This is a genomic window from Methylorubrum suomiense, assembly GCF_022179765.1.
Taxonomy (GTDB): domain Bacteria; phylum Pseudomonadota; class Alphaproteobacteria; order Rhizobiales; family Beijerinckiaceae; genus Methylobacterium; species Methylobacterium suomiense.
In genome coordinates this window covers 76,991-103,707 of sequence record NZ_BPRE01000008.1, presented here as the reverse complement: position 1 = coordinate 103,707, position 26,717 = coordinate 76,991, and the positions used below count along the sequence as shown (strand labels likewise).

Below are 26,717 nucleotides of genomic sequence, written 5' to 3'. Positions count from 1 at the left end.
GGAGCCAGTTCCGGCTCCCGTTCGAGACATCAGCCCAGGGCCGCAGGCCCGTTTCAAGTCACAAGTGGAAGCTCGCCATGAGTGCGATCGACGTCCGCGACCTGCTGAAGGCGGCCGGGCAACCCGGCGCCGCGACCCCGGTGCCGCAGCCCCTGCCGCTGCACGACGCGGCGCGTGGTCCGTCCCGCGGAGGCCAGACGGAAGAGGCGCCGGCCGCGATGAATGCGGCGCCCTCAAGCCCCTTTTTGTCGGCGGTGGTGCTGACCGGCAGCGTGCGCCTCGCCGAATTCGGCGGACTGGTGCTGATCGGCTTCGCCCTGCACGCGGCCCTCCTCCACGGCAAGGTGCCGCTCGCCCCGCGCTATCCGGCAGCGATCCTGGCGGTGGCGTTCGCGGCGATCGGCCTGTTCCAGGCCTCGGGCTGCTACCGGATCAGTGCCTTCCGCACCCTGCCGAAAACCGCCCTCAAACTCGTCACCGGCTGGTCCATCGCCTTCCTGATGGTGACCGCGGCGATGATGCTCGCCAAGGTATCCGATCATTATTCGCGCATCTGGCTGCTCAGCTACTTCGCGACCGGCTTCGCCGCGCTGATGGGTTCACGGACGGCCCTCGCGACCTTCGTGCGGATCCAGGTGGCGCGGGGGCGGTTCGACCGTCGCACCGCCATCGTCGGTGGCGGCAAAGTCGCCGAGGAATTGATCGGCGCACTCCATGCGGCCGGCGCCGACAGCGGCATCCGCATCGTCGGCGTGTTCGATGATCGCGGCGACGAGCGCGCCAGCAATGATGTGGCTGGATACCCGAAACTCGGGAATGTCAGCGACCTCGTCGCCTTCGCCCGCCGCAACCGGGTCGACCTCGTGCTGTTCACCCTGCCGATTTCGGCCGAGGCGCGCATCCTTCAGATGCTGGCCAAGCTCTCGGTGCTGCCCGTCGACATCCGCCTCTCGGCCCATGCCACCAAGCTGCGTCTGCGCCCACGCGCCTATTCCTATCTCGGCGACGTTCCCGTGCTCGACGTGTTCGACAAGCCGCTGGCCGATTGGGACGTCATCACCAAGAACCTGTTCGACCGCTTCGTGGGCTTCGGCCTGCTGCTGGCCCTGGCCCCGGTGATGCTTGGTGTGGCGCTCGCGGTGAAGCTCAGCTCATCCGGCCCGGTGCTGTTCCGGCAGAAGCGCTACGGCTTCAACAACGAGCTGATCGAGGTGTTCAAGTTCCGCTCGATGTATGTCGACCAGTGCGACGCGGGTGCCTCTCGTCTCGTCACCAAGACCGATGCACGGGTCACCCCAGTCGGGCGCTTCATCCGCAAGACGTCGCTCGACGAATTGCCTCAGCTCTTCAACGTGATCCGCGGCGACCTTTCCCTCGTCGGCCCGCGGCCGCATGCCCTGCAGGCGAAGGCTGCCAACACGCTCTACGATCAGGTGGTGGACGGCTACTTCGCGCGCCACAAGGTCAAGCCCGGCATCACCGGCTGGGCGCAGATCAACGGCTGGCGCGGTGAGACCGACACCAGCGAGAAGATCCAGCGCCGCGTCGAGCACGATCTCCACTACATCGAGAACTGGTCGATCCTGTTCGATCTGAAGATCCTCGTCACAACGCCGATGGCCCTCCTGTTCAAGACCGACGGCGCGTATTGAGGCGGTGGTGCCGCCACGAAGAAGGCCCGGAACCTTGCGGTTCCGGGCCTTCTTCGTGTCAGCGTGGGGCAGCGCGGATTACGGCAGCGCGCCCGCCGCTTCCTTCACCTTGGTCATGGTGTTCTGACACTCGGTCTCCTTGCCGGCCTTGTCCTGTTCCTTGGCCGTCGCCAGGAGCTTGCGCGCCTCCTCGACGCCGGCCTTGCTCGGCTGCGTCGACGGATCGGACGGCTTGCCCTCCGGGGGCTTGTCGAGAGCCTTGGGCGAGTTCGAGCTGGTGGGGCCACCCGGCGGCTCCTTGCCGGTGACCATCTCGGCCCCGGCGCTGTTCAGCCGCCGCTCGACCGTGGAGATGTCGTCCTTGCAGCTGACGGCGAAGGCGGGGCCAGCCGCGACAAGGACGGCGAGTGCGGCGGGAAGGCCGAGGGCAATGCGCATGGTGGGACTGTCTCCGGGATCTCATGGCCGGAGCGTCCGCTGCCAGCCGGGTGCCCAGAAAGCCGCCAAGCCGTGCCGAAGTTTCATCCCTGCGACGCTACGCCCGCCCGCGACACGGACGAGCCCGCCCCCAGAGACGAGCCGGCACGGATAAAAAAAAGGCGCGGACCCTTCGGCCCGCGCCCTTTATCGCAACAGGACGTATCAGCGCATCAGCGCGACGAGCGCCGAACCGGCCGGGCCCGACAGTTCACGGGCGTCGATGGTGCCATCATTGTCCGGATCGGCAGCCTTGAACTGAGCGGCGACGGCCGCCAGCCATTCCTTCTTATCGATGGTGCCGTCGCTGTCCGGATCGAACTGCTTCAGGTCCGCCTCGGTCATGCGGCCCTTGAGCTCCTTGGCATCGAGGGTGCCGTCCTTATCCGGATCGAGCTTGTCGAAGGCGGCCGATGCGGCGGCCTGGGCTTCCTTGAGATCGATGGTGCCGTCCTTGTCCGGATCGAAGGCGGCGACGTCGACTTTGGTCATGGAGGGGGCGGCGAGGGCCGGCGCGGCGCTGAGGGCGAGCGCGAGGAAGGCGGCGTGGGAAAGGCGAAATGCCATGTGGGATGCGTCTCCTGTTCGGATGTCCGCCACATGGGCGGACGGTTCGGCAAAGGGGCTGGCTCCGGCAGGGCACGCAGTCCGCGCGCCCGCCGTTCTGGCCGGCATGCTTGCGTAACCTGCCCGGGATAATTTGGCAATCGATCGAGGCAGGTTTCGCACGAAAACGTGCGCGGATCGCATCGGTTGCATTTACTTGGGAACAGCCAGCAACGTGGACGACACTGCGTTGAAAGCAAACAAGCGCGGCGCCGGATGACCCGGCGCCGCGCTTGTTGTGAACGTCTCCGATGGCCTGGAACCGCCGCAGCGGTCCCAGGAAGCCTGCCGGCCTCAGCCCTTGCGGACCAGAGGCTCCACCACCGGGGCCGGGGGCGGCGGGGCGAACAGGATGCGAAGGCCGCCGAAAGCTGCCACCGGCGCGCCGGGCGCGAGGCTGCGGTTGTTCGAGGCGTTCGGGACCGCGATGATCGGCACTTCGTCCACCGGCGAGAAGGTGCCGAAGGTGGCGTAGCGGCGGTTGAACGCGTTCTCGACGTAGCCGTAGATCTCGATGTTCTCGCTCACGCGATAGCTCGTGTTGAACCCGAACACCGCGTAATCGCCCGTGGTCTTGTTCTGGTTGCTCGGATCGCCGACCAGGAACTTGCCTGTGGCGAAGCGGGCGAGCGCGCCGATCCGCCATTCCGGGGTGACCTGATACTGGACGCCGACCTTGACCTGATGCGGCGCGACGCCGGGCAGGCGGTTGCCCGGACGAACCAGAACCGTGCCGCTCTCGTCGCCGCCCGCGCTGTTGGCCGGGTTGCCCGGCGCGGCGAGCTCGACCGGAGTCTGGAAGGTCGCATCGACATAGGCATAGTCGATGAAGGCCGACCAGTTCGGCGCGTTGTAGTACAGGCTCGCCTCGACGCCCTGCCGCTTGGTCGAACCGACATTGCGGAAATAGGCGCGGCCGATCGTGTCGAGGGCCGGCACGAACAGGATGTCGTCGGCGTTGCGGGTCGAGAAGAAGCCCGCCTTGTAGGAGAGGATGCCGCCGAACACGCTGTCGGGTTCCGGGATGCGGCCACGGACACCGGCCTCGACCGTGCGGGCCTTGACCTGCTTGAGCGGCGGATCACCCACGAAGAAGTTGGTGAGCGAGCACGGCGCCAGCGGGTCGGCGCAGGAAAGCTCCGCCGGGGTCGGAGCGCGGTTGGCCTCCGAGTATCCACCATAGGCGCTGAGATAGTCCGGAATGATCTTGTAGGCCGCGCCAACGCCGGGGTTGAAGCGCTGGTAGTAGTGATCGCCGTTGAGGGCGGTGCCGATCTGATCCTTCAGGACGATATGGGCCATGTTGAACCGGCCCTGCAGGGTCAGGGTCAGCCGGTCGGTCAGGTCGGTGACGTTCGAGAAGTAGATGCCGCCATAATCGTTCGAGGAACGCACCGAGACCGGGGTGATGATGCCGTCGTCGCTGGAGACGACCGTACCGGGGGGCGAGAAGCCGCGATCGAGGGTCAGGCCGCCGATCGAGTTGTCGGCGCTGAAGCGGGTCCGTCCGCCGTCATAGGAGCCGCCGAGCACGAAGCGGTTCGGCAGGCCGAACAGGGTTTCACGCACGGTGGTCTGGACGGTCGCGCCGAAATTGTTCGTCCGCGTCCGGGTTTGGTTGAGGAAGGCGAAGGGGCCGCCCTCGTCGAAGCGATCGGCGAAGATCGGGTTGACGGCGCCGAAATCCGCGGTGCGGACGTTGCTGGACAGAACGCGGTTGCCGGTGCGGTCGCGCAGGAAGAACTGCTGATCGTCGGCCCCTTCCGAGCACAGGAAGCGCTCGTCGGCCTCGCAGTTCTCCACGTCGGCGGCGTCGCCGTTGGCGGTGCGCTGGCGGAACAGGCCGTAATAGGCGTTGCCCTGCACGGTGATGGTCGGGGTGATGTCGTAGGTGCCCGACAGCTGGAAGCGCAGGAAGTCGTTCTTCGTCTGGTCGGGATAGGTGAAGACGTCGTTGTACTTGGCCTGGAGCAGTTCGACCGGGGCCGTGCCGTTGCCGGTGAGGCTGTTGCTCGCGCCGATGACGTTGAAGTGGAACTCACCCTTCTCCGCCAGGACGCCGAGATCGGCGTAGATCTGGTTGAGCCGCGAGGGCGAATGCTTGCGCCAGCCCCGCTCGCCGAGCACGTTGCCGGCAACGTAGAGGCCGATATTGTCCACGCGCTGGCCGTGCTGGAACGCCACCGCGCCGCGGCCGAAGGATCCGCCGAGGACGTTGATCTCGCTGCCCTGGTAGGTGAAGCCGTTCTTGAGACTGACGGCAAGCGAGCCGCCCAGCGCGTTGAGACCGAAGGCCGGGTTGGACCCCTCCAACTCGATGCGGTCAACGGCGATATCCGGGATCAGGTCCCACTGCACGGTGTCGCCGAACGAGGTGTTGAAGCGCGCGCCGTTGACGTAGACGGCCACACCCTGCGGCGAGCCGCCGAGGGGCGAGGCTTCGAAGCCGCGATAGGTGATGGTCGGCTGGAAGGGGTTGCCCTGCGCGTTGTTGATGCTGATCGAGCCGATGCGCTCGTCCAGCGAACGAAGCACGCTCGGGAAGCCGACGCGGTTCACGTCCGCCGAGGTCAACACGTCGGTGTTGCGGGGCACCTTGTTGCGCTCGATTCCGTCGAGCACCGTCAACTCACGGTTGCCCGAGGCGGTCGGCGCGGTAACGACCCGGCGCGGCGAGGCGACCGGCGTATTCGACACGACACTGATTTCGTCCAGCGTGACAGCCTGCTGGCCCATCACCTGCCCCGGCAGCAGCGCAACCGATGCGATCAAGCTGCCGCGCAGCACTCGCAATGTCATTCCCCGAGCCCTTGTTATCTGGCGTTCATGGGCCCCCGATGACCCTTGATGCGACTGTCACCCGAGAAGCGTGGCCGCCACAATCGCGCCACAGCCCCTGTCGGGCCATTTATGAGGCGACGCTCAAGCTTCGTTTCCCGGCGTGCCTCTGAAGCAACATTTTTCCGATGCTCGAACAAGCACTTACGGATAAAAAGGAAGGAAAGTTCGGGAACATTTGGCAAGGCTCCACGCAGTCGATCGCGCGGACAACCGTTGGTCGGGACTTCCGGCAGCCGCTCGAATCATGAGGGCAGCCCAATCGATGAATTGGACCATCGCGGCTGGCATCACCCTCTCGGGCCGATTACCTCTCCGGCCCTGCGTTCTACCCGCGAGAATCCGATGTCCGACCTGCCTCTCCGTTTCCAAAGCGTCGATGCCCTGCGTGCCCAGGTCGCGACCTGGCGGCGGGCCGGGGAGCGGATCGTGCTGGTGCCGACCATGGGAGCGCTCCATGCGGGACATCTCGCCCTCGTGGCCCATGCCCGGGCGATGGGTCAGCGGGTCGTGGTCAGCATCTTCGTCAACCCGACCCAGTTCGGACCGAATGAGGATTTCTCACGCTACCCTCGCGACACCGAGGCGGACCTCGCCCTGCTGGCGGGCGCGGGCGCCGATGCGGCGTGGCTGCCCTCCGTCGAGACCATGTATCCGGCGGGATTTTCCACGCGGATCGAGCCCGGACCGGCGGCGGAAGGCCTGTGCGGCACCTTTCGTCCGGGGCATTTCTCGGGTGTCGCGACGGTGGTGACGAAGCTTCTCAACCAAGTCGGACCGGACGTGGCCCTGTTCGGCGAGAAGGATTTTCAGCAGTTGCAGGTGATCCGCTCGGTCGTGCGCGACCTCGACATGCCGGTCACTATCGAGGGGGTGCCGACCCTGCGCGAGGCAGACGGGCTCGCCCTCTCCTCTCGCAACCGCTATCTCGCCCCCGCCGAGCGGGCGATCGCGCCGCGCCTCCATGCGGTGCTGTCCGGGATCGCCGAGCGGCTCGCGACCGGCGCAAAGGCCGCCCCCCTGATGGCCGAGGGCGTGGCGTCGCTGGAGGCGGCAGGCTTCGGACCGGTGCAGTATCTGGAAGTGCGCGATGCGGACACGCTCGCCCCGGTCGCGCAGGTCGAGCGGGAGGCCCGGGTGATCGCCGCGGCCTATCTCGGCGGGACCCGCCTCATCGACAACGTGGCCGTGCTGCCGGGCTGAGGCGCCCGGCAGTCTCGCGCCGAGGCCGGTCAGGCGGCCTTCAGCGGTCCCGTGCGCTCGTGGAAATCCGGCCCGTTCGTGGTCTTGGACACGAAACCGGCGCGGATGACGAAGTCGCCGAAATGTTCGCCAAGCTGGCGGTCCTTGGCATAGGCCGCGAACAGCGGATCGAGCACACCCCGAATCTCAGCCGCCGTCACGTCCTCCCGGTAGAGCTTGCTCAGGCGGGAGCCGTCGAAGGCGGCGCCGAGATAGAGGTGGTAGCGCTCGGGTCCGCGACCGACGAGGCCGATCTCGGCGATGAACGGCCGGGCGCAGCCGTTCGGACAACCGGTTGAGCGGATCGTGATCTCCTCGTCCTGCAGACCGTGGCTGGCAAGGCTCTCCTCCAACTCCGTGAGGAGATCGGGCAGGTAGCGCTCGCTCTCGGCAAGGGCGAGGCCGCAGGTCGGCAGCGCCACGCACGCCATGGAATTGCGCCGGAGCGCTCCAGCGCCCTTGGTCATGGCGTATTGATCGACCAGCGCCTCGATCTCGGCGCGTTTGCCGGCCGGCACATTGGCGATGATGACGTTCTGATTGCCGGTCAGGCGGAAATCGCCCTCGTGAATCTCGGCGATGCGGCGCAGGCCCGTCAGGAATTGCGGCCCGCCCTCGACGTCCTTGATGCGGCCGGACGGCACGTAGAGTGTGAGGTGATGGCGACCATCGTCCCCCTCGACCCAGCCGTAGCGGTCGCCGTTGCCGTCGAACACGAAGGGTTTCGGGCTCCCAAGCTTCTTGCCGATGCGGTTCTCGACCTCCGCACGGAACGCGTCCAGGCCGAAGCGCTCGATCGTGTACTTGAGCCGCGCGTTCTTGCGGTTCTTGCGGTTGCCCCAGTCGCGCTGAACGGTCATCACCGCCTCGGCGACCTTGAGGGCGTCTTGCGGCGCGCAGAAGCCCATCACGTCGGCGGTGCGGGGGAAGGTGTCGCTCTCGCCATGGGTCATGCCCATGCCGCCGCCCACGGTGACGTTCCAGCCGGTCACCTTGTTCTTCTTGTCGAGGATCGCGATGAAGCCGAGATCGTGAGCGAAGATGTCGACCTCGTTGGAGGGCGGCACCGCCACGACGGTCTTGAACTTCCGCGGCAGGTAGGTCTTGCCGTAGACCGGCTCGAACTCCTCCTCGCCGCCGACGACGCGCTCGCCGTCGAGCCAGATCTCGCGCCACGCATTGGTCTTCGGCAGGAGCGAGTCGGAGATGTCCTTGGCGAGCTGGTAGGCGACCTTGTGCGCGCCGGCCTGGGCCGGATTGGTGGCGGCCATGACGTTGCGGTTGACGTCGCCGCAGGCCGCGATGGTGTCGAGCAGCACCGCGTCGATCGCCGCCATCGTCCGCTTGAGGTTCGACTTGATGACGCCGTGATACTGGAAGGTCTGCCGCGTCGTCGCCCGCAGGGTCCCATTGGCGTAGGTCGTTGCGATCTGGTCGAGCGCCAGCCACTGCTTCGGCGTCACGACGCCGCCGGCGATCCGCAGACGGATCATGAAGCTGAACGCCTTCTCCAGCTTCTTCTTGGTGCGCTCCGCCCGGATATCCCGGTCGTCCTGCATGTACATGCCGTGGAACTTGACGAGTTGGCCGTCGTCCTCGGAGATCGCGCCGGTCGCGTGCTTGAGCAGCCCATCGGCGAGCCCGCCGCGCAGGTAGCCGCTGGCAATCTTCAGATGCTCGTTATGGGCGAGCCCGGCCAGACGGGCCGCCTCGGCCTCGGTGATCGGGAGATCCGAGGGCGGCGCCTCGAAGCGGCGCGCGCCCGCACCGGGCGTCTCCAGCGCCGGGCCGTCAGGTGTATCGATCGGCTTGTGGTCGTCCATGGCGGTGATCCGATTCGAAGTCGTCAGACGCGGAGTGTTCCTCTCCCTCTGCGGGAGAGGACGGCCCCCGCTCCAGCGGGGGTCGGGAGAAGGAGGCGCCGGTTCCGGAATAGTCTCACCATTCCCGGCCGCGCCATTCGCAGCGTCGTCGCGCCACCCCTATCCCGTCCGATCCAGGGCCCCTCCCCCTTTGGAGGAGGGTTTCGTGATGTATCAGTAGACGTCCTGCTGGTAGCGCTTGGCCCGTTCCAGCGACGCGACATGCGCCTCGGCGTCGGAGGCGGAGAGCCCCTTCACCGTCTGGAAGGCCCGCACCACCGCGGCGTGGACGTCCTTGGCCATGTTCTTGGCATCGCCGCAGACGTAGAAATGGGCGCCGCCGTCGAGCCACGCCACCACTTCCGCGGCATGTGCGTCGATCCGGTCCTGCACGTAGATCTTCTCCGGCTGATCACGGGAGAAGGCCACGTCGATCTGGGTCAGCGAGCCGTCCTCCAGCGCGTCCTGCCATTCGAGCTGGTACAGGAAGTCGTGGGTGAAGTGGCGGTCGCCGAAGAACAACCAGGAGCGGCCCGGCGCTTCCGTGGCGCGGCGCTCCTGCACGAAGGCGCGGAACGGTGCCACTCCGGTGCCGGGGCCGACCATGATGATGTCGGTGGCCGGGTCCGAAGGCAGGCGGAAATGCTTGTTGGGCTTCACCCGAACCCGCAGCTTGGCGCCGTTCTTGATCCGGTCGGCCACGTGCACGGAGGCGACGCCGGAGCGGGCGCGACCGTGGGTCTCGTAGCGCACGGCGGCGATGGTGAGATGCACCTCATCGCCCACTTCCTTGCGGGAGGACGCGATGGAATAGGCCCGCGGCGGCAGCGGCCGGGTGACCGTGGTGAGATGATCCGCGGTCAGCGTCGCGGGAAACCGCTCCAGCAGGTCGATCAGGTGGCGGCCCTCGATCCAGGCCTTCACCTCGCCGCTGTCCACGAAGGCCTGGGCGTCGGCATGCCCGGTGGCCTTGGCGAACCGCTCGACCGTGGTGGGCGACAGCGTGGTGATGTCGCGCTCGGCGAGCAGCGCCTTGCGCAGGGCCTCGTCGCCGGAAAGCCCGGTGGCCTTCAGGATCTCCTCGACCAGTTGCGGATCGTTCTCGGGGAAGATCTCGAGCGAGTCGCCCGGCTCGTAGGCCGGCGCCCCATCCTCGAATTCCAGGGCGAGGTGGATCGTCTCCTTGTCGGAGCGCGAGGAATTGAGGTTCACGTGGTCGATCACCTCGACCACCACCGGCTCGCGGCTGAGTTCCGCTTCTTCGTCCTCGCCGCCCGCGGCCCGGAAATCGACGGCGACGACATTGCCCGCCGGAGCTTCGGCCGGGGCGAGCGCCTTCAGCGCGCCCTTGATCCAATCGGCGGCGGGCTTCTCGAAATCGAGATCGAGATCGGCACGGTCATAGGCCCGCTTGGCACCGAGCGCCTCGAAGCGTGCGTCCAATGCCTTGCCGATGGCGCAGAACTCCGCGTAGCTCGTGTCACCGAGCGCCAACACGCCGAACTCGACGCCGTCGAGGCGCGGTGCGCCGTCCCCCATCAACTCGCCATAGGCCCGGACCGCGCGGGCCGGCGGCTCGCCTTCGCCCCAGGTCGCCGCGATGGCGACGAGCTTGCCGACCTTCGGCAGCGTGGCGAGATCGAGCTCGGCGAAATCGACCACCTTCGGCTTGAAGCCTTGCTTGCGCGCGAGCTTGCTCACGTCGCTGGCAAGCTTCTCCGAGTTGCCGGATTCGGACGCGAACAGGATGGTGAGCGGCTCGGCCGCCTTGGGCGGCGCGGCGGGCGCCGCAGCGGTCGCGGCGGCGGGCTGACCCGCAGCCGCGTCCAGACCCGCGAGAAAGCCCGTGAGCCATGCCCGCTGGATCGGCGTCGCAGTCCCGAGCGCCGCATCGAGATGAGCCCGCTCCTGATCGCCGAAGGGGGCGGTGCGGGGGAGTAATGCTGTCTTGGACATCTTAGGTGCCATGTCGTCCGGGAACGCGCCGCTGTCAACGGAGGAATGTCCGTTTAAAAGAACGCCCCGTGCGGAGAAGAGATTGTTTGTCGTTGCGCTGCGAAAAGGAAGATTATTCTCCAACCACGGCAAGACGCGGCTCGACTCGGCCCCGCGGCGGGGGTGCGGGCAGCGGCAGGGCGGTTGTGGACTTCACTTTCTCCATCGCGAACCGCGAGGTCACGTTCTTGAGAGGGAGCGTGGCGATGAGATTCTTGTAGAAGGTGTCGTAGGCGGCCATGTCGGCGACGACGACCCGCAGCATGTAATCGACATCGCCCGCCATCCGGTAAAATTCCAGCACTTCGGGCATTGCCGCGATCCGGTCGGCGAAGCGCTCCAGCCAGTCCTTGGAATGGTCGGCCGTCTCGATGGAGACGAACACGGTGAGGCCGAGCCCGAGCTTCACCGGGTCGAGCACCGCCACGCGCCGGTCGATCACCCCGTCGGATTCGAGCCGCTGGATGCGTTTCCAGCAGGGCGTCTGAGACAGACCGACCTGCTCGCCGATGGCGGCGATGGAGAGGGTGGCGTCCTTTTGCAGGAGCGCGAGGATCTTCAGGTCGATCGAGTCCAAGGGTGGCCTCTCTGAAGGTGGTGAGGGAGCCGGAGGGCGGGTCGACTTCGCGCCGTCCGACCGGTCCGACGAGAAGAATCTTTTATGGGGAGGCAACGATCCGCCGCGGCAACCGTTGCCGGATCGCCCGCGCCGCAACACGGATTTGCGTGTGCAGCGGGTGCGACGCCTTGACAGCGTTCGTTATAGCGAACATCTCAGAACTCCGACAAGCAGGCAATCCGATTTTACGCACATGACCGCTGCCCTCGTGCGGGCGGCCGGGGACCTCGCCGAAGCCATGGCGGGGCTGGACCTCCGGGGGCGTATTCGCCTCATCGAGGATCGCATCCCGGGCCGGCTCGTCTTCACCACCAGCCTCGGCATCGAAGATCAGGCGCTCACCCATGCGCTGGCCCTCAACAAGGGTCGCACCGAGATCGTCACCCTCGATACCGGTCGGCTGTTTCCCGAGACCTACGATGTGTGGGTCGAGACGGAGGCCGCGTACGGGATCCGTATCCGCGCCTACGCGCCCGAGCGGGTCGCCGAGGAGGCGTTCGTGGCAGCCGAGGGCATCAACGGGTTCCGCCACTCGGTGGCCGCCCGGCAGGCCTGCTGCGGCTTCCGCAAGGTCGAACCCCTCGGCCGAGCGCTCGATGGCGCCGCCGCTTGGTTCACCGGACTTCGCGCCGGGCAATCGGCCAACCGATCCGACACGCCGCTGGCGGAGGCCGATGAGGGCCGCGGCTTGATCAAGGTGAACCCGCTCGCGGATTGGTCACGGGCTCAGGTCGATGCGTTCGTCCGTGACAACTTCATTCCCTACAACGCCCTGCACGACCGAGGCTTCCCCTCGATCGGCTGCGCTCCCTGCACCCGCGCGGTGAAGATCGGAGAGGACGAGCGTGCCGGCCGCTGGTGGTGGGAGCAGGAATCCAAGAAGGAGTGCGGCCTGCATCTGCACGCCCAAGGAAGCGAAGAACCTTTGAGCGACGTGGCTCCGGGACAGGAAGCCGCCGCTTTCGAGGAGCCGGCGAGCGCCGCGACCTCACGCGAATATAGAAGGGAACTGGTCTGATGAGCGCCGCAATCGCCGCGCCCGCGCGCACCCGCCTGACGCATCTTCAGCGTCTCGAGGCCGAGAGCATCCACATCTTCCGCGAGACGGTCGCCGAGACCGAGAACCCGGTGATGCTCTACTCCATCGGCAAGGATTCTTCGGTGCTCCTGCACCTTGCTCTCAAGGCGTTCGCGCCGGGCCGCCTGCCGTTCCCGCTGATGCACATCGACACGACGTGGAAGTTCCGCGAGATGATCGCTTTCCGCGATCAGCGTGCGAAGGAACTCGGCCTCGATCTGATCGTCCACACGAACCAGGAGGGGCTCGCCAAGGGCATCGGCCCGGTCAGCCACGGCTCCGAGGTGCATACCGACGTGATGAAGACGCAGGCCCTGCGTCAGGCCCTCGACAAGCACAAGTTCGACGCGGCCTTCGGCGGCGCCCGCCGTGACGAGGAGGCGAGCCGGGCCAAGGAGCGCATCGTCAGCTTGCGCAACGCGCAGCATCGCTGGGACCCGAAGCGCCAGCGGGCCGAGCCGTGGCACCTGTACAATTTCAAGAAGCGGCGCGGCGAGTCCTTCCGCGTCTTCCCGCTCTCGAACTGGACCGAGCTCGATATCTGGCTCTACATCGAGCAGGAAAAAATTCCGATTGTCCCGCTCTACTTCTCGGCCGAGCGCCCGGTGGTCGAGCGCGATGGCCAGCTCATCATGGTCGATGACGATCGCTTCCCGCTGGAGCCGGGCGAGTCGCCCCAACTCCGCCAAGTGAGGTTCCGCACCCTCGGCTGCTACCCGCTGACCGGCGCGGTGGAGAGTCCGGCCGCGACCTTGCCGGAGATCATCGGCGAGACGCTGGCCGCCCGCACCTCGGAGCGGCAGGGCCGCGTCATCGACAAGGACGGCGCCGGCGCCATGGAGCGCAAGAAGCAGGAGGGCTACTTCTGATGACCATCCATCAGTCACCCGAGGCGTTCGGCTACGACGCCTTCCTGCGCGCGCACCAGTCCAAGGAAGTGCTGCGCTTCATCACCTGCGGCTCGGTGGACGACGGCAAGTCGACCCTGATCGGCCGCCTGCTCCACGACACGAAGCAGATCTTTGACGATCAGGTGACGGCGCTTCAGCGCGACTCGCGCAAGCATGGCACGCAGGGCGGCGAGGTCGATCTGGCGCTTCTCGTCGACGGCCTTCAGGCCGAGCGCGAGCAGGGCATCACCATCGATGTCGCCTATCGCTTCTTCTCGACGGAAGCGCGCTCCTTCATCGTCGCCGACACCCCCGGCCACGAGCAATACACCCGCAACATGGCGACCGGCGCCTCGACGGCGGACGTGGCCGTGATCCTGGTCGATGCCCGCCAGGGCCTGACGCGGCAGACGCGGCGCCACGCGCTTCTCGTCTCGCTCCTCGGCATCCACCGGGTGGTCTTGGCCATCAACAAGATGGACTTGATCGGCTGGTCGCAGAACCGCTTCGACGAGATCGTCGCGGGCTTCCAGACCTTCGCGGCGCCGCTGAACTTCTCCGAGGTGCGGGCGATCCCGCTCTCCGCGAAGAACGGCGACAACGTCGTGCTGCCGGGTGCCGCTGCGCCGTGGTACGAGGGCGTTCCACTGCTGCGCTATCTCGAAGAGGTGCCGGTGAAGTCGGAGGAGCGTGCTGCCGCCTTCCGCCTGCCGGTCCAGTGGGTCAATCGGCCGAACTCCGATTTCCGCGGTTTCTCGGGGCTGATCGCCTCGGGCTCGGTGGCCCCCGGCGACCGTGTCACCGTAGCGCCGTCGGGCAAGACCTCGACGGTCGCTCGCATCTTCACCGCAGACGGCGATCTGGAGCGGGCGAGCGAGGGACAGTCCGTCACGCTGGTCCTTGCCGATGAGATCGACGCGTCCCGCGGTGCGGTGATCGCCACTTCGGATGCGCCGCTGACGCTGACCGACCGCCTCGACGTCCGCCTGTTCTGGGCCGCCGAGAGCGAATTGACGGCGGGCGCCGAACTCTGGGCCAAGGTCGGCACGCAGGTCGTCAATGCCCAGGTCGCGACGGTTCATCGCCGGATCGACCCGGAAACCGGGCAGGCCGGTCCGGCGGACGCGCTCGCCGTCAACGATATCGGCGACGTGACGCTGCAGCTCGACCGCCAGATCGCGGTCGATCCCTATGCCGTGAATCGCGATACCGGTAGCCTGATCCTGATCGATCGCGCCACCACGGACACGGCCGCCCTCGGCCTCGTCCAGACGAAGGCTGCTTCGGCTAAGACGGCACCCAGCCAGGTTGAGACCACGGCCGCGGCGACCCCGGAGCCAGCTGCCCGCAGCGGTGGATTCCTTGCGGGGATCAAGCGCCTGTTCGGCGGCTGACGGCGCACACTCGCGCGGGCAGAGCCTCGTTTTATCCGACCCATCCCCCTCATCCTGAGGTGCGGAGCGAAGCGAAGCCTCGAAGGAGGGTCCAGGGAGCACACGCTTCGCTGGAGACTTCCTTCGAGGCCCGCTGCGCGGGCACCTCAGGATGAGGGTGGGGATTGGAAAGGGCGTAGGGTCGATCTTACAAAGCTTCTCCAAACGGTTTTCAAAATCAAAAACCCCGCACCGGCCGGTGCGGGGTTTTTGTTGCGTCGTCTCTGTCTCGAGAAAAAATCAGTTCCAGCGAGCCGGATGACCAAAACGGTTGGCGCTGCGCAGGATATGGCTGAAGCAGGTCAGGGAGGCGTCCGCCGCGCGTTGAAATTCGCTCACCTGGAGGCGGATCGCCTCCGCCGGCGACTTGGCCTTGGTCAGGGCCTGAAGATGCGCCACGGCCGCTTCACCCTCACCGCGGGCGAAGGCCAACAGCGTCGCGTTGATCTCGTTCAACGGCTCGAAGGTCGGAACGAAGACGAAGCGCGTGCTTGCCATCCCGGTGACCGATGGGCCGCTCTTCGTCTCGCCGGCGGCGGCCGGTGCGGCGACCAGGGCCATGGCGGTCTCGGCCACTTGCTCGACGGTCGCCGTCGCCTGCTCCCGCCCAGCCTCGACGGTTTCCGTCACTTGCTCGATTGTATCGGCCGTGTGCTCGGTCGCCCGTTGAGTGGTTTCGGCGACGGTCGCAGCCGTCTCGTCCTGGACCGTTTCGACCATTTCCAACGTCTGCTCGGCAGTCTCGGCCACGCTTTCCGTGACGGAAGCCTGCACCGTCTCGGGTGAAATCTCGGCCGGTATCTCGGGAATCGCCGCGGTCTCGGTGTCGTCGCTCATCCCGACGACGGGCGCGGCATTCTGGGACGCCTCGGCCACTATGGGCTCAGAAACACTGTCCCCAGGAGCGGTCGGGCGGCCCGTGGCGGGCGATCCCGACGAACGTCCTCTGCGGCGGCTCGACGACATGGACTTCACTCCTCGGTCAGACATCGCTCCCACCGGCAACCCCGGAACGGGTCCGGGGTGCCATGGGAGAGCGTAGCGACGGAGCATGACACATTCGGGACCGGGACCGGACCCTATGGCGCATGCCTCGTGTCCCCGGCAGGACCAGGGGACGGATGCCTTAGCGGGCGGCGCTCTGAGCGAGAGCACCGTACTCCTTGAACTGGGCCTGGAGCGCGGCGAACTGCGTCTTCACGAACTCCGACTGGAGCTCGAAAGCCTCGCGGACGTCCTTCGCGCGCACGACGCGCTGAGCGTAGTCGAAGGTGGTGTCGGCGTTGGTCTTGGCGTGGTCGAGGCCCTTCAGCATGGCGGCGTGCAGGGTCGACTGGACCGTGTTGGCCGAGGTGCGAAGCTGCTCGGACGTCTTCACGGCGCCGTTGAGGAAGGTACCGAAGGCATTGCGAGCCTGGTCGACGCTCTTGTCGGCGAAATCGCGGAACTCGGTGGGGATCTCGAAATTCGGGGTGCTCATGACGCTCTCCTGATTTTCAGGACCGGGAGGTCGGCGCGCCGCCCTTTCGGCGGGGCGTCTCCGTTCGGATGACCGGCCCACGCCCCATATGTTGCACCGCAACATGAAAGTCAAGCGAGTATCCGAACCAGCAACGCTCCTTGTTACCGGCAAGCTATGCAGTCAAATGCAATATCAGATGATAATCGCTGCGGCGGGTGCCGCTGCGTGTCAACCACGGGCAACTCAGCACTATAACGTCAATACGGATCCCCGCAAACCATATTCACGCTACAAAAACCACCTTCATCGCAGTGCAGCGACGGTCCGATCTCTTTCGGCCGACTCGCTTTGGGTGCAGTGCCGCATAAAGTATTCATCCGCCAAACGATGGTACAGGCCAAGCAGAGCATCCGCGTGTGCTTCGAGGGTCGGCGGCGCCTTCCAATAGGCTGCATGGGCCGCGCGGCCGAGCCGTTCGACCACCGCATCGTCCCGCAGCAACCGGAAGGCCTGGTCCAGTGCCTCGACCTCCGGTTCGATCACGAGACCGGTCTCGCCATGGCGCACCTTCTCGGCGGCCCCGGAGCGGGTCGAAGCAATCGCCGGAATTCCCTGCGCCAAGGCCTCGTAGATCGTGAGCGGTCCGGTCTCATACCAGCGCGAGGGGGCACAGACGGCCCGTGCCCGCGCCCGCAGGATGGCCCCGACTTCGGCGGGCGTGCGCCAGCCGATCACCTCCGCCCCCTGCACCCGCAGAGGCTCCGCCAACGGTCCGGCCCCGACGAACAGGGCGGGCAATCCCGCGCGGCGGGCCGCCTCGGCCACGAGATCGGCCCCCTTCTCCACGGTCAATCGCCCGATATAGGCGACCGCATCGCCCCGCGCCGGCTCGGCCGGGGCGCCGTGGACGACCCGCACGGGGTTGTCGATGCGGTGATGGCGAAGCCGCTCGGTTCCGAGCCATCCCGTCATTCGGGCAAGGCTTCCATCGCAGACGTGGATGACGTCGAGGCTCTCGCGGCCCCGGGCGATCCGCAGCGAGGCGGCGCGCCCGACCCGCACCGCCTTGTGCAGGCGGCTCTTGGGATCGCAGGGCGCGGCGAGGCACGACATCGACATCGGCGAGACGGTGCAGGGCTCGTCCCGGTCGAAGCGGTAATAGACGCCGTTCGGGCAGGCCAGGAAGTAATCATGCAGGGTCAGCACCAGCGGTGCGGGCCGGGCGAGCAGCACCGGCAGCACGGCGGGCGAGAAGGCGCGGCTCCACTGGTGGAGATGCAGACAATCGACGGGTTCCGGCAGCGCATCGAGCGCCGCCGCGAGCCGCCGCGCCGCCTCGGCGTTCCAGATCCCCGTCACTGCCCCGCGCCATGCGGGCAGCGACCACACGTCGGGCAGGGCGAGAGCGACGCGGCGCAAGCGGGGATGGTCGAGGAGCGGATCGACCGGTCCGTCCACCGCCTGGATATAGGTGACGCGGGCACCGGCTTCGGCGAGGCCACGGGCGGATTCGACGGCCACCTTCTCGGCGCCGCCGCTGGCTGCGGCGAATTCGGCCAGGATCACGACGTGCATGGGCGCGCTCCGCTGCCGGCCACCGGGCCGGATGGTGCGGGACGATCACCTGCCGTTCGGTAAACGGGTCACCGGCAATCCGCCCGGTAGACGAAACACCGGGCGCGTCCGTCGCGTTGGTCAGCATCCCCGCCGCCCGAGGGGCGGCTCTGAGAACACGAGCGAGACGCGAAATGACCGACCAGACCAATCCGAACGACACGACCCGGAAGGACGACACCGAGGCCGCCGGCTTCCGCCAGGACGGCAAGGGCGACAAGTCGAACCCGGAGAATCGTCAGGACAAGGCGAGCGAGCGCCTCGACGAGGCTCTGGAAGAGACGTTCCCGTCGAGCGATCCCGTCTCGGTCAAGATCACGAAATAAGCCCCTGCCGCCTCCGGCAGGGATCGCCGTTCCGGTCGTCGCCATCGGACCGCCGCATGCGACCGATGGTGGTGACCGAAACTGACACGCGGTGGCGGGGCTGGCTTACTTCGCCACCGCGCCCACCAGCGGACCGAGCGGTCGGCTCAGATCCGAGCGTCCCAGGCCGGGGGCGTAGAGGCTCGAGACGCTGCCGTCGAGGAACAGGGCGTTGCGGCAACCGAGCTCGTCCTTGAACAGCCGCGCGAAGGCCCCGAAGGTCACGGGCTGTTCGGAGATCGCGAAGACGGCGACACGCCCATCGTCGCGCACGCCGACCCCGTTGCGGATCTTCTGGCTCGGGCCGTCCGTAGAGATCTTGGGGTGGATCTTGCCCTCGATCACCAGCATCGGCCCCGATTGCGTGGCGAAATCGGGTGCCGGCTTGGCTTTCAGGTAGCGCGCGGTGTCCATCACGCCGGCCCGGTCACCCTTCACGTAGAAGATGCCGTTCGGCTTGAGATGGAAATTGCCCGGCCCGTTGGCAGTCGAGACGCCCTTCAGCTCGCGACTCTCCTCGACGTAGAGCCCGACCGGCGCCTGTCCCTTGTCGTACATGCCGGCATTCATCGCGAAGCTGAGGCGGGCACCCTGCCGATCGGCGAGATTGCCGAGGGAGGAATAGGGCAGCCCGTCCGGCCCGAGCCAGAAGAGCCGTACCCGCTCGCGCCGCAGATCGACGGTGCAGATGGTGTAGGGCTGCCCCTCGGCCTCCACGGCCCGGCAGGGCCCCTTCCCCGTCGCGGCGGGCGCCGGCTCCGCAAAGGCGCGGTCCGTGCTCGGACCGGACAGCAGAAGGCACAGGGCGAGAAGCGGAAGGCGAAGCGTCACGGTCACGGTTCCAGCACGGTCCCTGTCGGTGGAGCGGCCTCTTTTCGTCCCGGCGAGACGGAGCCGCCGGATATCACTGGCGAGACCTCGCTCCCGAGGTCCGGTAAACGAGGATTTGCCAGCGAATCGACCACGGACGCCCCTCTCGCCCGAAAGCATGGCAGCATTCAAGCCGCACCGTCGGGCTGGAGGCGCACGAGGAACGCGTCGACTTCATCCCGCCCTCACCGGTTTGGGACCAGAGGTCGCATGAACCCTCTTTCGATCCCGGACGTTCTGAGCGCACGGGGGAGCTTTCTCTCTGTTGGAGATGGTTCGATGAAACGGATTGTTCTGGCATCGGCCGCGATGGCCGGCGCGCTGGCGATGATCCCGGCGACCGCCGATGCCCGCGGCTTCGGCGGTTTCCATGGCGGTGGTTTTCACGGTGGCGGCTTCGGCGGCTTCCGGGGCGGCGGGTTCGGCGGAGGGCGCTTCGGCGGCGGGTTCGGCCGCTTCGGCGGTGGCTTCGGCGGATATCGGGCGGCCGGCTTCGGCCCGCGTTACGGTGGCTATGGCTGGCGGGGCGGCGGATATGGCTGGCGCCGTGGCGGTTATGGCGGAGTGGGGCTCGGTCTCGGTCTCGGCCTCGCGACCGGTGCAGCTCTGGGCGCCGGCTATTACGGTGGATATGGCGGCTATTACGGCGGTCCCTACGGCTACTCCACCGTCGGCTACGACCCCTATTATTACGGCGGCGGCTGCTACACCGTGGAGCGGGTGCGCTGGACGCCTTACGGACCGCGCCGGGTGCTGGTCGAGCGCTGTTACTGACCGTCGAAACGAATGATTGACCGGGAGGGGCCGCCGCGGGCGGCCCCTTTGCTTACTGGCACAGGTCCCGCGATCCGAGCGAGCGTGTCACCGCCGCATCTCGTTACGCCGCATCGGCATGGCGTCGATGGTCGAGAACAGCGTCTGGGGTGGTATCGGCTCCGCCGACGTGAGCTTCGCCCCGCCATCCTTGCCCACCAACACGGCGCGGAACGCATCCGCCGGGAGCCCGAGCGCCCGTCGGATCGCTGCCGCTTCCGGCCCGTCGCCGACCGCCTCGACGACCACGAGATCACGTTCCGACGCTCCTGTTCGGGCCGAAGCCAGGGCCTGACGTTGGGCCGACAGTCGATCATTGCGGGCATCGGGCGCCGCCAAAACCAGCACCCGCGAGGTCCCGGCATAGCGTGACAGCGGATGGCTCTCGATAGCCGATGCTCCGGTCCCCAGGATCATTGCCATCATCGCGAGGCCCGCGCGCTTCCACACCACCGCATCTCTCCCGGCCACATTGCCGGAAACGACGTGCGACCCATCTGCCCGGTTCCCCTTCCCCACCCGGAGACGCTCATGACCGTCGTCAACCGCCGGATCGTCCTGGCTTCACGGCCGCACGGCGAACCGAAGCCGGAGCATTTCCGCCTGGAGGAGAACCGCGTCAACGCGCTGCGGGATGGCGAAGTCCTGCTGCGCACCCGCTTTCTCTCCCTCGACCCCTACATGCGCGGGCGCATGAGCGCGGCGAAATCCTATGCCAAGCCGGTGGAGATCGGCGAGGTGATGGTCGGCCAAGCCGTGAGCGCGGTGGAGGCGTCCCACCATCCGGCCTTCGCGGTCGGCGATCTCGTGCTGAGCCCTGCCGGCTGGCAGGACTATCTCGTATCGGACGGGCGCGGCCTGCAAAAACTCGATCCGGCCGACGGCGCACCGAGCGCCTTCCTCGGAGTGCTGGGCATGCCGGGGATGACCGCCTATGCCGGTCTTCTGGAGATCGGGCGCCCGCAGGCGGGCGAGACCGTCGCGGTCGCCGCCGCCGCCGGCCCGGTCGGTTCGCTGGTCGGTCAGATCGCCCGGATCAAGGGTGCGCGAAGCGTCGGCATCGCGGGCGGACCGGAGAAATGCGCGTATCTCACCGAGACGCTCGGCTTCGATGCGGCGGTCGATCACCGCGCACCCGACTTCCCCGAGGCGCTCGCCCGTGCCTGCCCGCGCGGAATCGACGTGTATTTCGAGAATGTCGGCGGGGCAGTGTTCGACGCGGTGCTTCCGCTCCTCAACGACTTCGCTCGCATCCCGGTCTGCGGCCTCGTCTCCGGCTATAACATGAGCGAGCTGCCGCCGGGGCCGGACCGATCCCCGACCCTCATGCGCGCGGTGCTCACCAAGCGCCTGACGCTTCGCGGCTTCATCGTCTGGGATTTCGCGGAGTTGCATGACGGCTTCCTGCGCGATGTCGGCGGTTGGCTGAAAGCCGGTCGGGTCACGGCTCGCGAGGATATGGTCGAGGGGCTGGAGAAGGCTCCGGCCGCCTTCATCGGGATGCTGCGGGGCGCCAATTTCGGCAAGCTGGTGGTGAAGGTGTCGTGAGCCGTGATCACCGATCCCCATAGGAGGGCGCAGGGCTCGAACCGCGCACTTCCGTGGGGGACGCGATGCCAGGCGTCGGTGTGACAAGAGGCTGTCACGTCGCTCAATGCCTTGCTCAGCGATCAGAACAAAGATAGAACATCGTGATGCGCTGCGGCCCGGCGGTGTGAAGTGGGCACAAGCGGTGCGGACGGCTTGCTCCGGAGAGGCAGGATCGCCAAGGTCCAGGCCATCGCGGGCGAGAGAGGCCCTGTGAGATCGGATCGAATGGAGAGAGTGAGATGGCGGGCAGCGTCAACAAGGTGATCCTCGTCGGCAATCTCGGGCGCGATCCCGAGACGCGGCGCCTGTCCTCGGGCGACCCCGTGGTCAATCTGCGCATCGCGACGTCGGAGTCCTGGAAGGACAAGGCGTCGGGCGAGCGCAAAGAAAAGACCGAGTGGCACTCGGTCGTGATCTACAACGACAATCTCGCCCGCGTGGCGGAACAGTATCTGCGCAAAGGATCGAAGGTCTACATCGAGGGTCAGCTTCAGACCCGCAAGTGGACCGATCAGTCCGGCGCGGAGAAATACACCACCGAAGTCGTGCTGCAGCGCTTCCGCGGCGAGATGACGATTCTCGACGGTCGCGGCGGCGGGGGTGGCGGCGACTTCGCGGGTGAGGATGATCAGGGTGGCGGCCAGATCAGCCGCGGCGGTGATCGTGGCGGGCGCGACGAGTACGGCTCGGGTCGATCCTCGGGCGGCGGCGACCGTCGGCCTTCCGGCGGTGGCGGGGGCGGCGGCAAGCCGAACTACGACCTCGACGACGACATCCCGTTCTAGGGGCGTCCCGACGAGGCGGAGACCCGCTTCGCCGAGGATTGCAGCCTGTCCGGAATTTACTCCCCAACGCCTGCTATCCCAGGATCGGGAAAGCACCGGACAGCATTCGCTCTGTCATCTCAATGACCATCCTTCGGCTTCACGCGACCTGATCGCGGCGAAGCCGAAGTCGTTTTGTACGCAGCAATTCCGGTTCACGCCGATGGCTCCGGGCGCCATGCGAAGCGATCGCACCCGATCTCGCCTTGCCCATCCGCGACGAAACCATGCAATGGAAGGCCGGGCGAAGCGGAACGATAAGCTTGGCGATACGTTCTGCAAGCATGGAACACTACAAGTCCACCCTCGGCGTGACCGCCGCTGCAATATCCGCGCTGGTTCTGGCCGCCCAGATCATGCACGCGGGTCCCTTCGCCGCGTCGACGCCGCGTCCGGAGCGGGCGGTGGCCAGTCTCGATACGCAGGCCGAGCAGACGGCCTGGGTGAACCCGCCGATGCGCCAGCAGAGCGTACCAGCGACGGAGGTTGCGCAGACCCGTCCCGAGACAGTGGGCGCGAAGCCCGCCGAGGTATCGGTGCCCCCGGCTCAATCGATGTCCCAAGCCCTTGCACCGGTCGCGGCCCAGAAGCTGGAGCGGGATGTGCCGGGCGCCGCACGGAAATCGGCGTCGGCACAGAGGCGTAAGGCGGCCCAGCGGCCGGTTCGCAGCCGCCATGCCACCCTCGAATCACGGGAATCGGCGACGAACGCTGCCTCGCCGCCATCGGTGCCGGCTCAGGCGCCGACCGAGACGAAGCGCGTCGACCCGATCGGCGACATCATCCGTGGATTGGGCTTCGGCGGTCAGGGCTGAGCCCAACGACCCTTTCTGAGACCGCGCGCGGGAAGGCGCTCAAACGCGAACCCGCCTGCTGCCGAAGGGCAACAGGCGGGTTTCACGTGGTCGCTGCGGCGGATCGCACGGTGGCGGGGCCAGTCCGGCACCGTTAAGCGGCCGGACATGGATCACGCAGCCCTCGCCGTCATGGCTTCCGCCACCCTCTTTTCCGGCTTCGTCGTGCTGGTGGGGTGGCGCTGGAACTTCGTCACCGGATTGCGGCCGCTCCCCAGTCCTGGCCAGGAATGAGCGGCCGCCACAACTCGGTTCTGCTTAGCTGAAGGAGCCGAATCCCTCGAAATCGCTCGTCGGCGCCACGACGCGGCCGGTTTCCGGCGCCGGGCCGGGCGTCTTCCCGCTCGCCGCCGACGCTTTGTTGAGGCCCGACAAACGGTGAGCCGACGCGGCGGGACGGCCATTCCGCTTCGGCGAAGATGAAGAAAGGCGGCCGATCGATTGGCTGTGGTCGCGCATTCGTTCTCACTTCCTGTAAGATGATGAGCAAAGCCGATACTTCGGATCGTGCAGGCAACGCAGCATATCTGCCCACGTTCCGGGCAGATCGCTGCCTATTCGGTCACACTGCGCCGGGGCACGCCACCGGTACGGCGAGGGCTGGCGCGGGCCGCGTGGCGGGAGGAGAATGACGGTGGCAGCCTCGCAGGCCGAATCCCATCCGGCGGACGTTGCCGCGCTTCTGCGCGACGCTCTGGCCGATCCCGGCACTGCCTGGAGCCTCGGCAGCTTCGGCGCCATCGCCGAATTCATGCGCGATCCGGAAGAACCGGTGAGCCCTCTCTCCGACGGTCGCCTGGGCCTGGCCACGGCCCGTGGTGCCATCGCCCTCGAAGTCCTGCCGGAGCTGCGGCCCCTGGCCTACGAGACTGCCTTCGCCTCGGGCTGGAACCATGCCGTCGCCCTGTGCCTGCCCGAAGATCGCTGTGCCATGGGCCGGCGCACGGTCGTCACGGAACTCGGATCGGACGAAGCGGCCGCCCGCCCCGAGGACCGGGATGCGGTGCTGTTCGATCTGGGCTTAGGTCTGACGGCCGTCGATGCCTGTGTCCGCACCCGCGATCCGGAGGCCATCGCTTGCCTGCGGGCGGGACTGGGGCAACCCTTGTTCGACCTTTCGAACCCGATCGGACCGCAGCTCGTCAGGCTGAGCCCGCACCGGGTGTTCCTGGCGCGCTTGGGCCGGATCGAGGTGTTCTCGCCGATCCCCGGTCCCGGCGGCACCAGTCCCGAGGGGCCGCACACCCACGTCCTGCCAAAACTCCTCAAGGGCGGCCGCACCCACGCGGCGACGACGCCGATCCCGCCGGGGCTCGTCCCCTGCGCGGCGATCCATCCGCCGCACCCCTACAAGGACATGATGGGCGCTCGCATCCCGTTCGAGCCCGAGCGGCTCGCCGCATTCCAGACGTTGCTGGATCGCTGGGCCGATCCGGATTGGCTCGCGATCAAGCGCGGCGGCGCGCAGGGTCCGGGTGGGACGATCTCGCCCAAACACGCGCAATCCGCACGCCGCGCGGCGGAGATACAAGCCCGCTACCGGCGCGGCGAGTGCGTCGAGGAGATGCCGAGCGAGGAAGAGGAAGAGGCGGCCCTCCACGGGTGAGCGGACCGCCCCCCGTCAATCCGGCAGAGCGAAGACCACCAGCGCATCGCCCGTGCCGAAGCCCGAGGCCTTGGTGAAGGAGGCGCCACCCGCGGCCACCGCGACGTATTGGCGGCCGTCGACGGCGTAGGTGACCGGCGGCCCGCCGATGCCGGCGCCGCACTGGAAGCGCCACAGGATCTCGCCCGTGCCGGCATCGTGCGCGTCGAGATGCCCGTCCTCCTCTCCGGAGAAGACGAGACCGCCGGCGGTCGAGAGCGTCCCTCCGGAGAGCCGGCTCCCGGCCTTCTTCGACCAAACCGCCTTGCCGCTCGCCAGATCGATCGCCGTCAGGGTCGAGAAGGTCGGCTCGCCCTTCGCTTCACTCGTCTCGGTATAGCGCAGTTCCGGGCGGTTGCCGGAGGCCGGTACGGTCTTGATCGTATAGGTTGCCGCCCCGTGCCGGACCTGAGCGAAGGCACGGTTCGACACCGCATCGTAGGCGACCGGATGCCAGGAGATGGCGCCGAGCGGCCCGGGGCTCACCACCGTTCCCTCCGGGCTCGGCGGCGCGAACAGGTTCTTGTGCGTGATCAGCGGTTCGGAGCGCGCCAGAAGGCGGCCGGTGGTGCGCTCGTGCAGGTAGATGAAGCCCGTCTTGCTTGCCTGGGCCACCGCCTTGACCTGGCCGTCCGGCGTCGTCGCCTCGACGAGGAAGGGCGGGCTGGCGACATCGTAGCCCCACTGCTCGTGCGGAACCTGCTGGAAATGCCAGCGCAGCTGGCCCGTGCGCACGTCGAGGGCGACGAGGCTCATGGTGTAGAGGTTGTCGCCCGGCCGGGTCAGGCCGAAATTCTGCGGCGCCGGGTTGCCGGTTCCGAGGAAGATCAAACCGAGCGCCGGATCGTAGGCCGGCGTCATCCAGAGCGAACCGCCGCCCACCTTCCAGGCGTCGCGGTTCTTCTCGGCGGCGGCCTTCTCGGCGGCGATGTCGCGGTTGAGCGGGATACCGTCGGGCGTCGTCTCGGCGAAGACGCCCTCCCAACCATCCTCCTTGGTGACGTACCAGCGCCAGCGCTCAGCGCCGGTCTTCGCGTCGTAGGCGGCCAGCCATCCGCGACGGCCATAGCCGCCCTCGATGCCGACCACCGAGCCGCCGTCGAGCCCGCCCTTCTCGTCTTCTACATGAAGACCATAGCCCGCGCCGGTCACGCCGACGATGACAAGGCCCTCCGCCACCAGCGGCGGCATCTTGAAGCCGAGCCGGCTCGATCCCTGGACCGGTTTGTCGCCGAGAGTGGCCGCCAGCGCCGAGGCAGTCTCGGTCTCTCCCTCCTCCGGGCGCACCGCCTCTTGATCCCAGACGAGGCGGCCGGTCTTGGCGTCGAGGGCGATCACCCGGCCATCCATGGTCGCCTCGAAAACGAGGCCTTCGGAGACAGCCACACCGCGATTGGAGGGCGGGCCGAAGATCTTCTCGGTGCGCGCCTTGTGCGTGTAGGTCCACAGCACCCGGCCGGTCTTGGCGTCCAGGGCCGCGACGTGGTTGCCGGTGGTCGAGACGTACATCACGCCCTCGACGATCACGGGCTCGGCCTGGAAATAACCGGTCACGCCGCTCTGGAAGATCCAGGTCGGGCGCAGGCGGGCGACGTTCGACCGGTCGATCGTTGTCAGGGGTGAATGATGCCCGTTGGACGGATCCCGTCCAAAGGCGGGCCAATCCCCCTCGCCTGCCGCGACGACGCTTCCGGAAAGTAGAAGAAGCAGCGCCGCACCGATGCGGGCCCGTGCCGAACTCGTCGCGTCTCGTCTCACGTCGCCGCTCCTCCCCACCGATACCCCTGGTTACGGTGGTCGATGCGGCCTGTCGAATGGGCATTACCGTCGCGCTGTAAGAGAGCGCACGAGGGCGGAGGGCGATCTGGCGCCCAAGCGAAAGCCGCCTGGGCGATTGACAATGTGACGTTATAGCGTTTCGATATCGGTGTATTGTTCGAATGATTGCCCTGCGGCCATCCCCCTTATGTTTGCTCCGGTTCCCGGCT

The 26,717-nt window shown here is 67.3% G+C and carries 24 protein-coding genes; 12 read left to right on the top strand and 12 right to left on the bottom strand.

Annotated elements, in window-relative coordinates:
• Positions 1 to 77 precede the first annotated feature (77 nt).
• On the top strand, positions 78 to 1,652 hold the full coding sequence (locus MFF26_RS14285) for an undecaprenyl-phosphate glucose phosphotransferase (RefSeq protein WP_137829606.1): 1,575 nt from the start codon (positions 78 to 80) through the stop codon (positions 1,650 to 1,652).
• Between the two features lie 78 nt (positions 1,653 to 1,730).
• On the opposite strand, the gene MFF26_RS14280 is transcribed toward MFF26_RS14285, so the two are convergent.
• The 3 genes from MFF26_RS14280 to MFF26_RS14270 all read right to left on the bottom strand — a co-directional run bounded on the left by MFF26_RS14280 (position 1,731) and on the right by MFF26_RS14270 (position 5,528).
• Positions 1,731 to 2,090, bottom strand: coding sequence for a hypothetical protein (locus tag MFF26_RS14280; RefSeq protein ID WP_137829607.1), 360 nt, complete (start codon positions 2,088 to 2,090; stop codon positions 1,731 to 1,733).
• A 204-nt stretch (positions 2,091 to 2,294) separates the two neighbouring features.
• On the bottom strand, positions 2,295 to 2,696 hold the full coding sequence (lanM, locus tag MFF26_RS14275) for a lanmodulin LanM (RefSeq protein ID WP_137829608.1): 402 nt from the start codon (positions 2,694 to 2,696) through the stop codon (positions 2,295 to 2,297).
• A gap of 333 nt (positions 2,697 to 3,029) precedes the next feature.
• Positions 3,030 to 5,528: a TonB-dependent receptor gene (locus MFF26_RS14270; RefSeq protein WP_137829665.1), complete on the bottom strand. Its 2,499-nt coding sequence runs from the start codon at positions 5,526 to 5,528 to the stop codon at positions 3,030 to 3,032.
• A 390-nt stretch (positions 5,529 to 5,918) separates the two neighbouring features.
• Here MFF26_RS14270 and panC point away from each other — a divergent pair, with 390 nt between their 5' ends.
• Positions 5,919 to 6,776, top strand: coding sequence for a pantoate--beta-alanine ligase (gene panC / locus MFF26_RS14265; RefSeq protein ID WP_137829609.1), 858 nt, complete (start codon positions 5,919 to 5,921; stop codon positions 6,774 to 6,776).
• Between the two features lie 29 nt (positions 6,777 to 6,805).
• On the opposite strand, the gene MFF26_RS14260 is transcribed toward panC, so the two are convergent.
• From MFF26_RS14260 to MFF26_RS14250, 3 genes are all read right to left on the bottom strand, one after another.
• Positions 6,806 to 8,638, bottom strand: a complete 1,833-nt coding sequence (locus tag MFF26_RS14260; protein ID WP_137829610.1) for an NADPH-dependent assimilatory sulfite reductase hemoprotein subunit — start codon at positions 8,636 to 8,638, stop codon at positions 6,806 to 6,808.
• A 213-nt stretch (positions 8,639 to 8,851) separates the two neighbouring features.
• Positions 8,852 to 10,633 (bottom strand): diflavin oxidoreductase, encoded by a 1,782-nt coding sequence (locus MFF26_RS14255; RefSeq protein ID WP_137829611.1) that lies wholly within the window; start codon positions 10,631 to 10,633, stop codon positions 8,852 to 8,854.
• A 112-nt stretch (positions 10,634 to 10,745) separates the two neighbouring features.
• The gene (locus MFF26_RS14250; protein ID WP_137829612.1) at positions 10,746 to 11,249 is read right to left on the bottom strand and encodes an Lrp/AsnC family transcriptional regulator; all 504 of its coding nucleotides are present in this window, start codon (positions 11,247 to 11,249) and stop codon (positions 10,746 to 10,748) included.
• A gap of 235 nt (positions 11,250 to 11,484) precedes the next feature.
• On the opposite strand from MFF26_RS14250, the gene MFF26_RS14245 reads away from it, so the two are divergent.
• The 3 genes from MFF26_RS14245 to cysN are packed head-to-tail and all read left to right on the top strand — an operon-like array spanning position 11,485 to position 14,653.
• Entirely contained in the window at positions 11,485 to 12,309 is an 825-nt protein-coding gene (locus tag MFF26_RS14245; RefSeq protein ID WP_238308125.1) for a phosphoadenylyl-sulfate reductase, read from the top strand.
• Positions 12,309 to 13,238 carry a sulfate adenylyltransferase subunit CysD gene (gene cysD, locus MFF26_RS14240; RefSeq protein ID WP_137829614.1) on the top strand — a complete coding sequence of 310 codons (930 nt, stop codon included), beginning with the start codon at positions 12,309 to 12,311 and terminating at the stop codon, positions 13,236 to 13,238. Before MFF26_RS14245 ends, cysD begins: the two co-directional genes overlap by 1 nt.
• A complete protein-coding gene (gene cysN / locus MFF26_RS14235; RefSeq protein ID WP_137829615.1) occupies positions 13,238 to 14,653 on the top strand; it encodes a sulfate adenylyltransferase subunit CysN in 1,416 nt (471 codons plus the stop codon). The genes cysD and cysN overlap by 1 nt, the downstream gene beginning before the upstream one ends.
• 279 nt (positions 14,654 to 14,932) lie before the next feature.
• Here the strand turns inward: cysN and MFF26_RS14230 are convergent, their stop codons facing one another.
• The 3 genes from MFF26_RS14230 to MFF26_RS14220 all read right to left on the bottom strand — a co-directional run bounded on the left by MFF26_RS14230 (position 14,933) and on the right by MFF26_RS14220 (position 17,729).
• Positions 14,933 to 15,529, bottom strand: a complete 597-nt coding sequence (locus MFF26_RS14230) for a phasin family protein (protein ID WP_137829666.1) — start codon at positions 15,527 to 15,529, stop codon at positions 14,933 to 14,935.
• A 289-nt stretch (positions 15,530 to 15,818) separates the two neighbouring features.
• Positions 15,819 to 16,172, bottom strand: a complete 354-nt coding sequence (locus MFF26_RS14225; RefSeq protein ID WP_137829616.1) for a phasin — start codon at positions 16,170 to 16,172, stop codon at positions 15,819 to 15,821.
• A gap of 285 nt (positions 16,173 to 16,457) precedes the next feature.
• A complete protein-coding gene (locus MFF26_RS14220) occupies positions 16,458 to 17,729 on the bottom strand; it encodes a glycosyltransferase (RefSeq protein ID WP_137829617.1) in 1,272 nt (423 codons plus the stop codon).
• A gap of 173 nt (positions 17,730 to 17,902) precedes the next feature.
• Here MFF26_RS14220 and MFF26_RS14215 point away from each other — a divergent pair, with 173 nt between their 5' ends.
• Entirely contained in the window at positions 17,903 to 18,094 is a 192-nt protein-coding gene (locus MFF26_RS14215; RefSeq protein WP_137829618.1) for a hypothetical protein, read from the top strand.
• A gap of 105 nt (positions 18,095 to 18,199) precedes the next feature.
• Here MFF26_RS14215 and MFF26_RS14210 read toward each other — a convergent pair whose 3' ends face one another.
• The gene (locus MFF26_RS14210) at positions 18,200 to 18,937 is read right to left on the bottom strand and encodes a phosphodiester glycosidase family protein (RefSeq protein WP_137829667.1); all 738 of its coding nucleotides are present in this window, start codon (positions 18,935 to 18,937) and stop codon (positions 18,200 to 18,202) included.
• A 345-nt stretch (positions 18,938 to 19,282) separates the two neighbouring features.
• Here MFF26_RS14210 and MFF26_RS14205 point away from each other — a divergent pair, with 345 nt between their 5' ends.
• Positions 19,283 to 19,777 carry a hypothetical protein gene (locus tag MFF26_RS14205; RefSeq protein WP_137829619.1) on the top strand — a complete coding sequence of 165 codons (495 nt, stop codon included), beginning with the start codon at positions 19,283 to 19,285 and terminating at the stop codon, positions 19,775 to 19,777.
• 87 nt (positions 19,778 to 19,864) lie between these two features.
• Here the strand turns inward: MFF26_RS14205 and MFF26_RS14200 are convergent, their stop codons facing one another.
• Positions 19,865 to 20,269, bottom strand: a complete 405-nt coding sequence (locus tag MFF26_RS14200; protein ID WP_373324477.1) for a DUF4174 domain-containing protein — start codon at positions 20,267 to 20,269, stop codon at positions 19,865 to 19,867.
• 78 nt (positions 20,270 to 20,347) lie between these two features.
• On the opposite strand from MFF26_RS14200, the gene curA reads away from it, so the two are divergent.
• From curA to MFF26_RS14180, 5 genes are all read left to right on the top strand, one after another.
• Complete coding sequence (gene curA / locus MFF26_RS14195; RefSeq protein ID WP_137829620.1) at positions 20,348 to 21,364, top strand: NADPH-dependent curcumin/dihydrocurcumin reductase; 1,017 nt, start codon at positions 20,348 to 20,350, stop codon at positions 21,362 to 21,364.
• A 281-nt stretch (positions 21,365 to 21,645) separates the two neighbouring features.
• Complete coding sequence (gene ssb / locus MFF26_RS14190; RefSeq protein ID WP_137829621.1) at positions 21,646 to 22,191, top strand: single-stranded DNA-binding protein; 546 nt, start codon at positions 21,646 to 21,648, stop codon at positions 22,189 to 22,191.
• Between the two features lie 245 nt (positions 22,192 to 22,436).
• Entirely contained in the window at positions 22,437 to 23,045 is a 609-nt protein-coding gene (locus MFF26_RS14185) for a hypothetical protein (protein ID WP_238308124.1), read from the top strand.
• A gap of 147 nt (positions 23,046 to 23,192) precedes the next feature.
• Positions 23,193 to 23,318 (top strand): hypothetical protein, encoded by a 126-nt coding sequence (locus MFF26_RS26485; protein ID WP_283207404.1) that lies wholly within the window; start codon positions 23,193 to 23,195, stop codon positions 23,316 to 23,318.
• A gap of 400 nt (positions 23,319 to 23,718) precedes the next feature.
• Entirely contained in the window at positions 23,719 to 24,690 is a 972-nt protein-coding gene (locus MFF26_RS14180; RefSeq protein WP_238308123.1) for a DUF6925 family protein, read from the top strand.
• A 15-nt stretch (positions 24,691 to 24,705) separates the two neighbouring features.
• On the opposite strand, the gene MFF26_RS14175 is transcribed toward MFF26_RS14180, so the two are convergent.
• Positions 24,706 to 26,487, bottom strand: coding sequence for a pyrroloquinoline quinone-dependent dehydrogenase (locus tag MFF26_RS14175; RefSeq protein WP_238308122.1), 1,782 nt, complete (start codon positions 26,485 to 26,487; stop codon positions 24,706 to 24,708).
• Positions 26,488 to 26,717: the final 230 nt, after the last annotated feature.

Coding starts and splice junctions, on each gene's coding strand:
- MFF26_RS26485 (WP_283207404.1), top strand. CDS start 23,193: ATGGATCACGCAGCCCTCGCCGTCATGGCTTCCGCCACCCTCTTTTCC.
- cysN (WP_137829615.1), top strand. CDS start 13,238: ATGACCATCCATCAGTCACCCGAGGCGTTCGGCTACGACGCCTTCCTG.
- MFF26_RS14225 (WP_137829616.1), bottom strand. CDS start 16,172: ATGAGCACCCCGAATTTCGAGATCCCCACCGAGTTCCGCGATTTCGCC.
- MFF26_RS14280 (WP_137829607.1), bottom strand. CDS start 2,090: ATGCGCATTGCCCTCGGCCTTCCCGCCGCACTCGCCGTCCTTGTCGCG.
- MFF26_RS14230 (WP_137829666.1), bottom strand. CDS start 15,529: ATGAGCGACGACACCGAGACCGCGGCGATTCCCGAGATACCGGCCGAG.
- curA (WP_137829620.1), top strand. CDS start 20,348: ATGACCGTCGTCAACCGCCGGATCGTCCTGGCTTCACGGCCGCACGGC.
- MFF26_RS14220 (WP_137829617.1), bottom strand. CDS start 17,729: ATGCACGTCGTGATCCTGGCCGAATTCGCCGCAGCCAGCGGCGGCGCC.
- MFF26_RS14215 (WP_137829618.1), top strand. CDS start 17,903: ATGACCGACCAGACCAATCCGAACGACACGACCCGGAAGGACGACACC.
- cysD (WP_137829614.1), top strand. CDS start 12,309: ATGAGCGCCGCAATCGCCGCGCCCGCGCGCACCCGCCTGACGCATCTT.
- MFF26_RS14260 (WP_137829610.1), bottom strand. CDS start 8,638: ATGGACGACCACAAGCCGATCGATACACCTGACGGCCCGGCGCTGGAG.
- panC (WP_137829609.1), top strand. CDS start 5,919: ATGTCCGACCTGCCTCTCCGTTTCCAAAGCGTCGATGCCCTGCGTGCC.
- MFF26_RS14285 (WP_137829606.1), top strand. CDS start 78: ATGAGTGCGATCGACGTCCGCGACCTGCTGAAGGCGGCCGGGCAACCC.
- ssb (WP_137829621.1), top strand. CDS start 21,646: ATGGCGGGCAGCGTCAACAAGGTGATCCTCGTCGGCAATCTCGGGCGC.
- MFF26_RS14245 (WP_238308125.1), top strand. CDS start 11,485: ATGACCGCTGCCCTCGTGCGGGCGGCCGGGGACCTCGCCGAAGCCATG.
- MFF26_RS14255 (WP_137829611.1), bottom strand. CDS start 10,633: ATGTCCAAGACAGCATTACTCCCCCGCACCGCCCCCTTCGGCGATCAG.
- MFF26_RS14205 (WP_137829619.1), top strand. CDS start 19,283: ATGAAACGGATTGTTCTGGCATCGGCCGCGATGGCCGGCGCGCTGGCG.
- lanM (WP_137829608.1), bottom strand. CDS start 2,696: ATGGCATTTCGCCTTTCCCACGCCGCCTTCCTCGCGCTCGCCCTCAGC.